The organism is Chryseobacterium ureilyticum (assembly GCF_900156735.1).
In the GTDB taxonomy this organism is placed as follows: Bacteria; Bacteroidota; Bacteroidia; order Flavobacteriales; family Weeksellaceae; genus Chryseobacterium; species Chryseobacterium ureilyticum.
Map to the genome: position 1 here is coordinate 66836 of NZ_FTOL01000010.1, position 15018 is coordinate 81853.

The window sequence follows — 15018 nt, forward strand, 5'->3', positions numbered from 1 at the left end:
TGTGTGATATGACGATTTGTTCATGAATTTCCAATCAAAAATTAAAGATTCGGAAATTTTGTCAAGTTAATTTTACGTTAAAAATACATAATCCGGAAATTTTGTCCATATTTTTTGTAAATTTAATAATTGAACAGTTTTTGCGATATAGTCATCGATTAAATGATTAAATAATTGATAGGCATTAAGAAGCTGAGCCTTAAAATTCAGTTTCTTGATGTTTTTTAGAACTAAACTTTAAACGAATCATTACCAAAAAATATATAAAATATGAACTTAAACCAATATACTGTAAAATCACAAGAAGCCATCCAGGCAGCTCAACAGGTTGCAATGGAATTTGGCAATCAAAGTATCGAACCTCAACATCTTCTGGAAGGAATTTTCCAAGTGGATGAAAATATATCGCCTTTCTTATTAAAGAAATCTGAAGCAGATGCCAATTTAGTAAGAGAGCGAAACCGTGAAAATTTAGAAAAACTTCCTAAAGTACAGGGAGGAAACATTTATCTTTCACAATCAGCAAATAAAGTTTTGTTGGATGCTCCCAACATCGCAAAAAAAATGGGCGATGAATATGTAACGATTGAACATTTATGGTTATCTCTTATTGAAACAAATTCTGAGGTTTCTCAGATGTTGAAAGACATGGGCGTAACCAAGAAATTATTGGAAGGAGCTATTAAAGAATTAAGAAAAGGGAGTAAAGCTACTTCGGCAAGTTCAGAAGAAACTTATCAATCCTTAAATAAATATGCTAAAAACTTCAACGAGTTAGCAGCTGAAGGAAAGCTGGATCCTGTAATCGGGCGTGATGAAGAGATCAGAAGAGTATTACAGATTCTTTCCAGAAGAACAAAAAATAACCCTATCCTTATTGGGGAACCGGGTGTAGGTAAAACGGCTATTGCTGAAGGAATCGCTCATAGAATCATTAGCGGTGATGTTCCTGAAAATCTAGTGGACAAGACATTATATTCATTGGATATGGGTGCTTTGATCGCTGGAGCAAAATACAAAGGTGAATTTGAAGAGCGTCTGAAATCAGTAGTGAATGAAGTCAGCAAATCTGATGGACAGATCATTCTTTTCATTGATGAGATCCACACTTTAGTAGGTGCCGGAGGTGGTGAAGGAGCAATGGATGCTGCCAACATTTTAAAACCAGCTCTTGCCAGAGGTGAATTAAGAGCTATTGGAGCAACTACTTTGAATGAATACCAAAAGTATTTTGAAAAAGATAAAGCATTAGAAAGACGTTTTCAGAAAGTAATGGTGGAAGAACCAGATACTGAATCTGCAATCTCCATTCTTCGTGGAATAAAAGATAAATATGAAGCTCACCACAAGGTAAGAATTAAAGATGAAGCAATTATTGCTGCCGTGGAAATGTCTCAAAGATATATTTCAGACCGATTTTTACCGGATAAAGCGATTGACCTTATTGATGAAGCATCTGCAAAACTGAGAATGGAAATCAATTCTAAACCGGAAGAGCTTGATGTTTTAGACAGAAAATTAATGCAGTTGGAAATTGAGCTGGCTGCTATTTCAAGAGAGGGCAACCAAACTAAAATAGATCATTTAAAAGAAGATATTTCGAAGATTTCCGAGCAGAGAAACGAGATCAATGCCAAATGGTTGAAAGAAAAGCAGAAAAGTGAAGATCTTACGCAGATCAAAAAAGATATTGAATCTCTGAAATTAGAAGCGGAAAGAGCTTCCAGAGCTGGAGATTATGCAAAAGTAGCGGAAATCCAATATGGGAAACTTCGTGAAAAAGAAGATGAGCTTGCCAAAGTTGAGCTGGAAATGCAAAACCATCAGAATGAGCTGATCAAAGAGGAAGTAACTTCTGAAAATATCTCTGAAGTGATTGCAAAATGGACAGGTATTCCTGTAACCAAGTTATTACAATCTGAAAGAGATAAATTATTAAATCTTGAAGCTGAACTTCACCATAGAGTTGTAGGACAAGATGAAGCGATTGAAGCTGTAGCTGATGCTATCAGAAGAAACAGAGCGGGATTGAGTGATGATAAAAAACCAATCGGGTCATTTCTTTTCTTAGGAACTACCGGTGTTGGTAAAACTGAGCTTGCAAAAGCCTTGGCAGAGTTCCTGTTTGATGATGAAAATAATATGACAAGAATTGATATGAGTGAATATCAGGAACGTCATAGTGTTTCAAGATTGGTAGGTGCGCCTCCGGGATATGTAGGATATGATGAAGGTGGGCAATTGACTGAAGCTGTAAGAAGAAGACCTTATTCTGTAGTTCTGTTAGATGAGATTGAAAAAGCACACCCGGATGTTTTCAACACTTTATTACAGGTTTTGGATGATGGACGTTTGACAGATAATAAGGGTCGAGTGGTGAATTTCAAAAATTCCATCATTATTATGACTTCGAATTTAGGTTCACATATGATTCAGGAGAATTTTGAAAATTTAACTGAAGAAAATCAGGATGAGATTGTGGATAAAACGAAAGATGAAGTTTTCGACTTATTGAAACAAACTTTACGTCCGGAATTCCTGAACAGAATTGATGAGATCGTATTGTTCCAACCTTTAAGAAAAAAAGAAATCGGAAAAATCGTTCAGTATCAATTGAGAGGATTCAATGAAATGCTTGCTAAAAGAAATATCATTATGACTTTCACTCAGGATGCAGTAGATTATCTGATGGATAAAGGCTATGATCCGGCATTCGGAGCAAGACCTTTAAAAAGAGTCATTCAGCAGGAAGTATTAAACAAGCTGTCAAAAGAAATCCTTGCAGGAAATGTAAACGATGGGGACAGAATTACACTGGATTATTTTGTAGAAACCGGATTGGTATTCCGCCCTACTGAACAATAAATATAAATAGTTTTTTTCATATACATTAATTTTTGTAGATAAGTGCTGTAGAGAGATCTGCGGCACTTATTTTATTATGTATCAATCACTATCAAAATAATCCACAACCAATTTAACATAAAAAAATTTCACTGTTTTTTGAAATATTGTATGAGAAAAAGTTTTAATTTAGTTTTCTAAACCAAAAAATATTCACATATGAAAAAAGCAATTTTAGGAGTTGTTATCACTCTTTTTATCTCTTGTAACAACAACGAAACAGAAAATGTAACCCCTGAAAACACAAACGCAGAACAGGCAGACATTGCAAACAATAAGACTGCTCTTTGTGGTTCAGACATTCTCAGACAGCAACGTCTTGCTGAAGATCCAGCCGCCATGCAGCGAATGCTTCAGATAGAAAACCAAACAAACAATTTCATTGAACAAAAAAAGATGGGAAAAGTGCTGGCAGATGGCAGTATTGAAATTCCTGTCATTTTCAACGTCTTATATAGCAATGCTACCAGTAATGTTTCAGATGCGAGAATAAACTCTCAAATTGATGTTCTGAACAAAGCATTTGCGTCAAGTCATGCAGATGTTTCAAGTATACCTGCAGAATTTAAACCGGTAAATGCTGGTGATACTAAAATAAAATTCAGATTGGCGGCAATCAACAGAAAATCAACAACAAAAGCCAACTGGGCTCCGGATGATAAGATGAAAAGCACAACCACAGGAGGTATGAATGCTACAGATCCATCAAAATATCTGAACATTTGGGTGGTAAACTATATGCCTTACTCCACAGGATACGTTCTAGGATATGCCACTTTTCCTGAAGATGCCGGTCTTTGGAATGATGGTGTAGCGATGATGGATGAATATGTGGGAGCAGGCGGACCTATCGCTACTCACAACAAAGGAAGAGTTACTGTACATGAAGTAGGACATTACCTTAATCTGAGACATATCTGGGGAGATGCCAACTGCGGAAATGATTTTGTGAATGATACGCCTCAGCAGATTACTTTACACAGAGGCGTTCCTACCTATCCAAAATATGAAACATGTGGTGGCGTATCACGTTCTGTAATGTTCATGAACTATATGGATTATTCTGACGAAACTACTCTATTCATGTTTACAAAACAACAAAACGACAGAATGCAGGCTGCTATTTCAGCTTCCGGACCTAGAGCAGGTTTAAGAATACTATAAATAAGATCTTTTACCAATAAAAAGATCATAAGAATATACATGAGTCCGTTATCATTTTGATACGGACTTTTTATTTTTATACACAATCCGTAAAAACACGGTAAAAATAACAGTATAATTCCTTATTCATTAATATATTTTTTTACGAAATTTGCCGAAATATGGATATTTCCAATATAAAACTAAGTTATGAATACAGAATCTACTAACGAAAACGATCTTCCAAGATCAGGGTCAATGTCAAATGAATTGATAAAAACCCTTATTGAAAATTACCGTACCAATCACTTGAGTGCCATTAATGATTCATTGGGAATACAGGATGCTCATTCTATTTGGTTTGATCTTCCTAAACTGAAAAACTTCATTGCTTTAATAGAGCAGGAAGCTGCTAAAGCAAACCCTCAGCATACTCAGGAAGATCTGGGAATCAGATTTTATTATGCAGCTTACCCAAAAATTGATAATTGGGATATTATGAATACCCACCCTGTTCCACAGGAGTATTCGGAAAAACATACCCTTGTTATGATTCCTACAATGAAAGGAAAGAATGCGGAAGGTGAATTACATGATTTTGATTTCAATCCTATTCAATCCGATGAAAGCAGATCTATAGCTATGGCAGCCCGTGGAGGTTCAGGACCGAGCTATGACGACGGAAACCTTGGTGAAAATAGCGGCACACTTGTTCCTCCATCACCTATCATTGGTGAAGCTTATTAATTACCATTTCTGAACACAATATGACTGAGATTCAAAAAATTTTTTCTTCAATCATGTATGGAGGTGAAGCTATTGCAGCTTTAGTCTCTATAATTTATTATAACCGTGTAAAAAAAACACCCTGGAAATATCTGGCAATTTATCTTGTTATTATTTTCCTCTGCGAATCATCTGTAAAATGGGGTGAAGAGCAACTTAGAATAGACAGAATACTTTTTTATAATTACTTTGTGATTCCATTACAGTTTATATTTTTTTATTGGCTATACGCAAAAGAATCTTTAAAGAAAACGAAACTATTCTATATTATGACCGGAGCATATCTCTTGACCTATGTTCTCAGGGCGCTTTTTTTCCCGGAAAAAAAAACTATCTTTTCTTTCAATTACAATATAGGCTGTCTATTCTTAATGGCTCTCGTCATTATGGAATATTATAAACAGGTTAATTCATCTGAGATTCTCAATTTCAGCAAAAACAAAATGTTTTATATTAACCTGGGAGTAACGCTTTTTTATATTGCTAATCTTCCGTTCATGACATTTAACTCTCTTCTTTACAAATACATGGAAATATGGGATATTTATTTCATATATTTCCAGGTTTCAGGAGCAGTTATGTATATTTTATTTGCAAGTGCATTGATATGGGGAAAACAGAACTCTTAATAACCTTTATTTCGTTCAACATCTTTTTTTTGATGTTTGTAATCGCAGTATTTATTTATATCCGGAATTACAGACAGCGAAAAAAAGAATATTTGAATGAAATTGAGATGAAAAACGAACTTCATCAGAGAGAACTTCTGTCTACCCAACTGGAAATCCAGCAAGCAACTATGCAGCAGATCGGACGTGAACTTCATGATAATATTGGTCAAAAACTGACATTAGTAAGTCTATATGTTCAACAAATGCTTTATGAGAACAAGGTTCCCGAAGCTGTTGAAAGAATTGATCAGGTTTCACAGATCATTAATCAGTCTTTACAGGACTTGCGAAGTCTTTCAAAAACATTGACGGATGATAATATCAGCCAGAAGGAAATTGTAACTTTGATTCAGGAAGAGGTTGATAATACCAATTCATTAAAGAAATGTCTTGTAAGTTTTGAACATAATTTTGATCAGCTTGACCTGAGTTTTGTTCATAAAAACCTACTACTCAGAATTACTCAGGAATTCATTCAGAATAGTATAAAACACTCTCATTGCAAGAATATTTTCATCAGTTTAAATACTTCTGAACATATCCTTTGGGAACTGAAAATTCGTGATGATGGAGCCGGATTTGATACAAACAATACAAAATCCAACGGTATTGGTCTTACCAATATGAAGAACAGAGCAAAAATCATTGGTGCCGATTTTAGTCTTGAAAGTGAAAAAAATACAGGTACCCAAGTCAGTATCACCTTAAAAAAACAGTCATGAAAAAAACAATTGTAATTGTTGACGATCATATCCTTATTGCTAAAGCCCTTGAAGGGATTATTGGAAACTTCAGTGAGTTTGAAGTTATATATGTTTGTGAAAACGGTAAAGACCTCATCCAAAAACTTGAAGAGGGGAATACAATTCCAGATATTATTCTGCTGGATATCAGTATGCCTGTAATGGATGGTTTTGAAACTGCAACCTGGCTTACCAAAAATCACCCTGATATCAAAGTAATGGCGCTCAGCATGCAGGGAGATGACAACAGTGTGATTAAGATGATCAAAAGCGGAGCAAAAGGTTATCTACTAAAAAATACACATCCAAAAGATCTTGAGACTGCACTTACGAGGTTAAATTCCGACGGGTTTTTCTATCCTGAATGGGCATCAAAAATCATATTTACCAATCTTAATAAAGAGAGTGATTCTGAAATTACTGTAAAAATTTCGGATCGTGAAAAAGAGTTCCTAAAATATACTGTTACGGAACTAAGCTATAAGGAAATTGCAGACCGAATGTGCTGTAGTCCAAGAACAGTGGAAAGCTATCGTGACCAATTATGTGAAAAACTTGATCTGAAAACACGTGTTGGGCTGGCTGTTTTTGCAATTAAAAATGGTTTTGCTAATTAAACTTAAGTGTAAAATTTTTATCAAAAAGAATATTTTAAATAATAATTATTCACTTGAAATTGAAAAAAAATAAAAAATAAAAACATAAATTTAAAATATAATTAAAATTCAATACAATCGCTAATTATTTAACTAAAACACAATTAAAACACTGATTAAATAGGAATAATTTAAATAAATTAGAAAATAATTTGGATATTAATTTCGAATAATATAATTTCACATCCTCAAACCATTTAAAAAAAAGATATGAAAAGAGTATTATTTGGAGCCCTTGCTCTGGGTCTAATGTCTGCATGTACCAATGACAGTGTAAACTCTCAAAACGAAGTACAGCCTGAACAGGAAATTTCTTCAGCAGTAGCTTCAAAAAGAATCTGCCCGTCAGAACAGATGAGACAGGATGAATTCCAAAAAGATCCTGCCCTTAGACAAAAAGCAGAACAAATTGAAGCTAACGCAAAACAATTTGCTAATAATCTTGCAGTTGGAAAAGTTCTAGCAGACGGAACTGTTGAAATTCCGGTAGTTGTAAATGTAATCTATAAAACAACAGCTCAGAATGTATCTGATGCCAGAATTGCTGAACAAATTGCTATTCTGAATGCTGACTATGGAGGTACTAACAGTGATGCTTCTCTAATCCCTACTGAGTTCCAAGGTGTAAAAGCTGGTGATGTAAAAGTCAGATTCAGATTGGTAAATACGATAAGAAAATCTACTACAAAGACATCATGGACTTCAACTGACAGAGCAAACAATACCATGAAGAAAGCTTCTACAGGCGGTATTGACGCAACAAATCCTACTAATTATTTCAACATTTGGGTTGTAGGAAGTATGCCTGATACTCAAGGAAGTATTCTTGGATATGCTACTTTCCCTGAAAGCGCAGGTACATGGAAAGACGGTGTCGTAATTGCTGCACCTTACTTTGGAAAAACAGGAGCTTCTGCACCATTTAATTTAGGAAGAACTGCCACTCACGAAGTGGGTCACTATTTAGGTCTTAGACATATTTGGGGAGATGCTAATTGTGGTGATGATTTAATTGCAGATACTCCTACTCAGACAACTGCCAATACAGGAAACCCTAGCTATCCATTATATAATACATGCTATGGGGTAAAAAGATCTGTAATGTTTATGAACTATATGGATTATTCTGATGATAAATCGTTGTATATGTTCAGTGCGGGACAAAAAACAAAAATGCAATCTGTAACTTCAGCTTCCGGGGCAAGATCTGGATTAAGAGTTTACTAATAAAACAGCATAATTTAATATTATTTTAATTCCATCCCGAATCAGGGATGGAATTTTTTTATACTTTTACGCGATTTTAATTTGATAATCACAACGATGAAAAAACTAGCCCTAGCAGCAGGGATATTATTAAATTTATACAGTTACAAAGCTCAGGATACCATTCAGTCTAGAAATTTAAAAGAGGATCTTGCTTTGATTAATCCAAATTTTCAAACTAAGGAACAAGCTTCTTTTTTTAAGAAAGATTGGGTAAAAAAATCTGTAGCTCCTACCATACTTTTTGCTGCCGCAGCCGCTACATGGGGTGAGAAAGAAAACATCCGTGAGGTAAGAAACAGATATCTTCCCAATTTCAAAATGAAATATGATGATTATCTTCAATATGCTCCTGCCATAACGGTTTACGGATTAAAACTGGCTGGAGTAAAAGGGAGAAATAATCTTGGAAGAGCAACTCTTTCTTATGCAACAAGCTTAGCTATCATGGGAATTTTAGTTAATTCCATTAAATACACATCCAAAGTAGAACGTCCGGATGGTTCTAAAAACAATTCTTTTCCTTCAGGTCATGCCGCAATGGCTTTTACCAATGCAAGCTTTTTACACAAAGAATACGGAATGGTAAATCCAGCGTATAGTATTGCAGGATATGGTTCTGCGACGCTTACCGGACTGGGAAGAAATTTAAATAACAGACATTGGGTTCCTGATATTCTTGCCGGAGCAGGAATCGGGATCATATCAACAGAGCTGGGATATTTCTTTATAGATAAAATTTATAAGAACAAAGGTGATAACCTGAGTCTTCTGTCAAAGATTGAAGGAAATGACTATCCTTCTTTCCTTTCTCTAAAGATGGGAACAGCATTGGGTACCACCAATTTTCTTAAGGAATCTGAACTGGATGATAAAAAACAGATAGGTTTTGAGGGTGGATTGGAAGGAGCCTATTTCTTTTCAAAGAAATGGGGTGTAGGTGCAGATGTCTCCTTCAGCAGCTTTCCTATTAAAGCTCAAAGAATAACCTTCGATGATGATCAGGATTTTGGTGAACACACTATTAAAACCCAGTCTATGGGCTTTCTGGGAGCTGGTATAGGACCTTATTTCTCTCATGAATTTTCTGATAAATGGCAGCTTACTTTAAAAGCAACTGCAGGATATTCAGCAACAGCAAGTGGAAAAGTGTTTGTAAAAGGAGACGGGATAGACGCTCCCAATCATGAGCTTCAAATAGCAAGATATAAACCTAAACCTGGCTTTCGCTGGAATACAGGAGCTTCTATGACGTATAAATTCAATCCGGGATTAGGGCTTACTTTTTATACCGATTATAACCAGATCAATTCTACTATCCGTTATTCTTTCAGTGATGACATTAAGGAAAGTGAGGAATTAGATCAGGAACTCAATCACCTGATTGCTAAAGAAAAGATCAATTACATTACATTAGGACTGAGATTAACTGCCTATTTTTAAAATAAGAAAGCCTTCAATTGTGAAGGCTTTTATTTTTATAGTGTTTTATTGTTGTCTTCCGGAGTGTAATCCATGAAAATATCTCCATCCAGCTTTACAGATTTTACTTTTTTCTTTATAGGAATTACAAGATCTGTCAGTTTCTGATCTTTTTCCCAGACAGAAGGTGAAAAATGAATTTTCTCCGTAGCTCCGTCTTCATAAGATAATACAGCATCAAAAGGAATGGCAAACCCACCTACATTGGTAACATTTACAGTAAGCAGATCATTCATTTGTGATGCTCCGGCTACCTTTAAATCAATATAATTATTGGTGTAAAACCAATTGTGGAAAAACCAGTTCAGATTTTTTCCTGAACCTGTATTCATAGAGTTGAAATAGTCCCATGGAACCGGATGTTTTCCATTCCAGTTGTCCATATAATGATGTAATGCTTTTTTGAATAAATCGTCTCCTAAATAATCCTTCAAAGCAAGATAAGATAAAGAAGATTTCACGTAAGAATTACTTCCATACCCAGAACCACTTACCTGCGTACTCATCGTAATGATAGGCTGATCCTGCTCTGATGAAGCATCATTGATCCATTTTTTAATACGGAAATTTTTATAGAAATTTTTAGCCGCTTCTTCTCCGTTTTCATCAATTCCGATCAAATATTCAAGTGTTGTCGCCCATCCTTCATCCATGAAAGCATATCTTGTTTCATTGATTCCCATATAGAAAGGGAAATAAGTATGTGCAATCTCGTGATCTGCCGTAAGCCTTGCATCCTGAAGATCATCAGGAATGCTTGTATCATTGATCATCATCGGATACTCCATATCAGCATATCCCTGAATAGCCGTCATTACATTATAAGGATATTCTACACCGGGCCAGTTTTTAGAAAACCAATCCAGGTTATAACGCATCCAGTCTACATAATGTTCAAAATCTTTTGCTCCTGCTTTATATCCTGCCTGTACACTGGCTCGTTTGGTTTTAAGCTGCACACTGGCTGCATCCCAAACATAATGGTTACTCATTGCAAAACAGAAATCTGTAATGTGACTGGCTTTGAATTTCCATACATTCCATTTATTCTGCTTGGTTACTTTCCCGGACTTCATTTCTTGCTCTGTGGCAATATGCATTAGTTTATCACTCTTTAATGAAGCTTTATATCTTTTCAGATATTCCGGTTGAAGCACTGCTTCCGGGTTCAGGAAATCTCCAGTTGCCCATACTACATAATTTTTAGGTGCTGTAATAGCAAAACTATAGTCATTAAAATCATTATAAAATTCCTGTCTGTCGGAATGAAGAAGCATATCCCATCCGTTGTAATCATCATAAACAGAAATTCTAGGGAAAGAATACGCTACATAAAAAGTATCCGGATCAATCTGTCCTTCTCTTCCACTCTGTACTGAAAGCGGATATTCCCACTCTATTTTAACCTCAGCTTTTGATTTTGACTTTAAAGCAGATTTTAATTTTACTTTTTCTACTGTTCCCCAGTCATCACTATCGATGTCGTACTTTTCGCCATTTACAATAAATGATTTAATCTTAAGTCCTGAGGATAAGAAATCTTTGGAAACTCCTCCTGATCTTGGCGACTCTGGCTTGTGCAGGTTATTTACAAATCGTATTGCCAGTTCATTAAGATTATCCGGACTGTTATTTGTGTAAACAATTGTTTCTTTTCCGGAAACTATTTTTGTATTGGCATCTACTTTTACCTCTACATTGTAAACTCCTTTATTCTGCCAATAGTTTTTACCGGGTGCTCCGGAGACATCTCGCGTTCCTTTTTCGAAAGCTTTTTTAATATTTCTCGGCATATACAATTCCTGAGCGGAAAGTTGCAGCAATGAAACAACCATCAGCATTCCGGAAAAAATTCTCTTCATAACGATCTCTTTTTAAAGATAGGTATCAAAAATAGGGAAAATGTGACATGAAGCAGTAATTTCTTTTATAATAATGTTTTACGATGTAAATTTTTTCAGCATAAAGCTTTAAAGTCTATCCTGTTCGGAAGTCTTTTTGATTGTTTTTGCATTTTTCACAGACTGATTTCCAAAATTGAACTTCAAAGACAGTGAAAAACCTTGAGTATCGGTATAATCTAAGAAATAATTATCCTGATTCGCATATTTCGTGGCAACCTTCTGACCTGTAGTTCTGAAAATATCTGTGACTACTAAAGCAGCTTCCAGTTTTTTATTGAAAAACTTACGGTTCATCACAAAATAAGCATTCCACGTGCTTGAAATCCTGAAAGGTCCCTGCACTCCTCCCGAGAAATAGCGGTGTCCCACTTCCATTTTCCAATCACTACTTTTATCCAAAGTAAAGCTGGTTGATATATTAGAGTCAAGATTCCAAACTTTATTCTGATGCAACAGTCCATCTACTCCGTTGAAATAATTTTCGTTGTGTTCCAGATTCTCAGAGATGATAATATTCCACCAAGGCTTTATCTGGAAGTTTTTATATAAACTCAGCCCATATGCCTGTCCTTTTTCAATATTGGTAAAATGATAGACAACGTTATTATTCTCCGGAACCTGATAAGATATTTCCATAGATGGATAAAGCTCTTTGCGATAATACAGATCCAGATTCCAGTTCTTCCATGAATAGGTAAGATTAAGATTATGAATAATGGTTGCCTTCAATTGTGGATCTCCCTGAAAGTAAGAGAACAGATTATAATAAGATTTTGCCGGATTCAGCCATGAGTACGAAGGTCTGCTGATTCTTTTACCATAGGAAAATCCAAATTCATGTTTATTCTCCGTAGTATATTGTGCATAAAATGTAGGGAAAAAATTCCAGTAATTACTTTTATTAAGATCATAAGGTTCTGAAACCTGCCCTTCAAGATCTGTCATTTCTGCACGAAGACCACCTTTGAAATTCCACTTTCCGATATTGTAAGCAAGCGAGGTATACAATGCAAAATTGTGTTCTTTATAATCGAAGATACTACTCTTTTCAGGACGATATTGTAATTCTCCGTTTTCGTTATCCGAGAATTTTAAGTTACTGTTTGTTTTTACAAAACTATATTTTGTTCCGGACTCAAGTTCCCATTTTTCGTTTTTCCATTGATAATCTAACTGCGTAGAAAATAATTTTACATCTGCTTTATTTTGAGTCAAAAAGTGATCTTCACGAGGAAGTTCTCCTGCAAAATTCAGATGAGTTGCTACATCCTGATATTTGCTGGAATTGTTTCCTGTAAAATAATTGATCCACGACAGGCTGCTTTTTTTATTCAGCTTTCGGTCTATCTGAAAACTGACAGAGTTATTCGCTGAACGGGATTCATGATCATTCAGAGTTCTATAATTTGACTCTACAATATCCTGATTATTATAAATCAAAGTTGGCACATCATAGATTCCATAAGATTTCGGAGAAAAATACCCTGAATAGTTGAGGCTTAAGTTTGTCAGACTATCCAACTCATACTCCACATTAAAATTCAGGGTATTCTGGTTATAGTTTTTATCCTTTCTGTTCATTGTACTCATCCATCTGGTCTGGCTTTCGGGATAGTTTACATAATCGAAACCTTCTCGGTAGTAGGTTCCCATCCCTTTGTAATAGCTTGCCATAACGGAGAGTTTATCCTTCTTATAATATTGCGACAGTCCAAAAACTGCTTTTGCATATTGTGTCTGAACATATTTTGAAGACAAAATTCCACGATAGCCTTCTATTTTGTTCTTTTTCATTACGATATTCAATACCGCGCTTCCTGCAGCTTCATATTTTGCTGGTGGATTCGTAATCACTTCTATGGATTTCACATCATCACCTTGTGTATTTTCTAACAGGTTTTTAAGCTCATCTCCTGTCAGCATCACTTTCTTATCATTGATTGTAACCAGAATTCCTGTACTTCCTTTTACGGTAAGGACACTATTATTTACACTTACATTGGGTGTATTTTTTAAGATTTCCCAAGCATTCAATGATGAAATATTACTGTTTTCCACATTAAATTCAAGGCGGTCTACTTTTCGTTTTACCAAAGGTTTTCGTTTGGTCATCACCACCTCTTCTATTTCTTTGGCTTGTTCTTTTTTAAGGATAATCTGTAAAGGTTCAGAGCTTTCAAGATTCAGATTCTTTTCAAATACAAGATACCCTTCCCGCTTTACCACAAGTTTTACATTCTGTTCGGAAAGACCTTCCAATACAAATCCGCCTTTGCCATCGGTTTTCAACTCTTTGATCAATTCATTCCCTGAATTATACAAACCTATGTTCACCGCAGAAAGTTTTTCATTTTCTGTATTTGTCACTGTTCCGGCAAGCTTTTGCTTTTGGGCAAACATCAACATGGGAAAGCACAGAAAAAGAAGAATTTTGTTCATGATTATATTTTAAAAAATGATATAAAACGGTACAATTGTTTTACAGGACAAAATTCAATATTGAGCGGGAGAATTTCGGTTAACGAAGAGTTAATGATAGGTTAATACCTTTTCTCTTAAAATAAAAAGCCTGAATCAGAGACTCAGGCTTTAAAAACGATGTATATATTTTTATGGATAAGGAATGGCTTTATCCAGTTCTATTGGATTATAATATTTTTTGATATTCATTTGTGTCTGTTTGGTAAGCCCTGCAAATTCTTCTTTACTTTTGATTTGTCGTCCATCAATTTTCACCGTCCAGTCAGGCTGAAACTCTGTTCTCATTCTGGCATAAGGATCATTATAAAATTCCAGGTTGAGCTTTACCCATTTCTTAAAATCTATTGTAAGGGCATCCAAAGAATAATGTTTTTCAAGGAATCCTTTTGTATTATAAGTTTTAGGCAGGTTAACGTTTCGCGATAAAGAGTATACAAAGTCTTTTTTATCATCTTCCACATACAAAACCATTCCTGGTAATCCTCTGAATTTATAAGGTCCCTCAGGAATATTGATGTCTGGTGTAAACCAAGCCGTCCAATTTCTTCCTCCAAATCTTGCCGTTGCTTTTTGCAGATTATAGTTATTAATCTTCTTTGTATCCGCTTCTACTTTCCACTGAATGTTATCCTCCGTTTCAAAAACATAATAATAAGGCATCATCATGATCTGTACGTAGTTTTTATTTTTATTGGAATTTCTTTTTCTGATAATGGTTTGCCCGGATTGGCTTGTGTGTTGAGAAGACGTCCCTCCATGCAGGATATTAAGAGAATCGCTCACCAGAAATCCAGCTTCATAGAACTTTACTTCTTCAGGATTGATATCCAATATCATTTCTTCTTTTTCATAAGGAGCACTTCTGATTGTGTCTGGTTTGTACTGAAGTTCATAGATGAAACGATGGGTCTGGGCATTTGTTATGACTGTGATCAACAACATCAAAATAATAATTTGCTTTTTCATGGAAGGTTTTTAGTTT

Annotated in this window: 11 protein-coding genes; 8 read left to right on the forward strand and 3 right to left on the reverse strand. The window is 35.2% G+C overall.

Features of this window, described 5'->3' with window-relative positions:
- Positions 1–270 precede the first annotated feature (270 nt).
- The 8 genes from clpB to BW983_RS20770 all read left to right on the forward strand — a co-directional run bounded on the left by clpB (position 271) and on the right by BW983_RS20770 (position 9612).
- Positions 271–2865 (forward strand): ATP-dependent chaperone ClpB, encoded by a 2595-nt coding sequence (gene clpB, locus BW983_RS20735; RefSeq protein ID WP_076553705.1) that lies wholly within the window; start codon positions 271–273, stop codon positions 2863–2865.
- Positions 2866–3063: 198 nt separating this feature from the next.
- The gene (locus BW983_RS20740; RefSeq protein WP_076553706.1) at positions 3064–4068 is read left to right on the forward strand and encodes a zinc metalloprotease; all 1005 of its coding nucleotides are present in this window, start codon (positions 3064–3066) and stop codon (positions 4066–4068) included.
- A gap of 189 nt (positions 4069–4257) precedes the next feature.
- Positions 4258–4794 (forward strand): hypothetical protein, encoded by a 537-nt coding sequence (locus BW983_RS20745; RefSeq protein ID WP_076553707.1) that lies wholly within the window; start codon positions 4258–4260, stop codon positions 4792–4794.
- Between the two features lie 20 nt (positions 4795–4814).
- Positions 4815–5462 carry a hypothetical protein gene (locus tag BW983_RS20750; RefSeq protein ID WP_076553708.1) on the forward strand — a complete coding sequence of 216 codons (648 nt, stop codon included), beginning with the start codon at positions 4815–4817 and terminating at the stop codon, positions 5460–5462.
- Positions 5463–5569: 107 nt separating this feature from the next.
- Positions 5570–6226, forward strand: a complete 657-nt coding sequence (locus BW983_RS20755; RefSeq protein ID WP_228409050.1) for a sensor histidine kinase — start codon at positions 5570–5572, stop codon at positions 6224–6226.
- Positions 6223–6864: a response regulator transcription factor gene (locus tag BW983_RS20760; RefSeq protein ID WP_076553710.1), complete on the forward strand. Its 642-nt coding sequence runs from the start codon at positions 6223–6225 to the stop codon at positions 6862–6864. Before BW983_RS20755 ends, BW983_RS20760 begins: the two co-directional genes overlap by 4 nt.
- A gap of 249 nt (positions 6865–7113) precedes the next feature.
- Positions 7114–8130, forward strand: a complete 1017-nt coding sequence (locus BW983_RS20765) for a zinc metalloprotease (protein ID WP_076553711.1) — start codon at positions 7114–7116, stop codon at positions 8128–8130.
- A 96-nt stretch (positions 8131–8226) separates the two neighbouring features.
- A complete protein-coding gene (locus BW983_RS20770; protein WP_076553712.1) occupies positions 8227–9612 on the forward strand; it encodes a phosphatase PAP2 family protein in 1386 nt (461 codons plus the stop codon).
- Between the two features lie 35 nt (positions 9613–9647).
- On the opposite strand, the gene BW983_RS20775 is transcribed toward BW983_RS20770, so the two are convergent.
- From BW983_RS20775 to BW983_RS20785, 3 genes are all read right to left on the reverse strand, one after another.
- Complete coding sequence (locus BW983_RS20775) at positions 9648–11513, reverse strand: M1 family metallopeptidase (RefSeq protein ID WP_076553713.1); 1866 nt, start codon at positions 11511–11513, stop codon at positions 9648–9650.
- Positions 11514–11621: 108 nt separating this feature from the next.
- Positions 11622–13994: a TonB-dependent receptor gene (locus tag BW983_RS20780; RefSeq protein ID WP_076553714.1), complete on the reverse strand. Its 2373-nt coding sequence runs from the start codon at positions 13992–13994 to the stop codon at positions 11622–11624.
- 171 nt (positions 13995–14165) lie between these two features.
- The gene (locus BW983_RS20785; RefSeq protein ID WP_076553715.1) at positions 14166–15002 is read right to left on the reverse strand and encodes a GLPGLI family protein; all 837 of its coding nucleotides are present in this window, start codon (positions 15000–15002) and stop codon (positions 14166–14168) included.
- Positions 15003–15018: the final 16 nt, after the last annotated feature.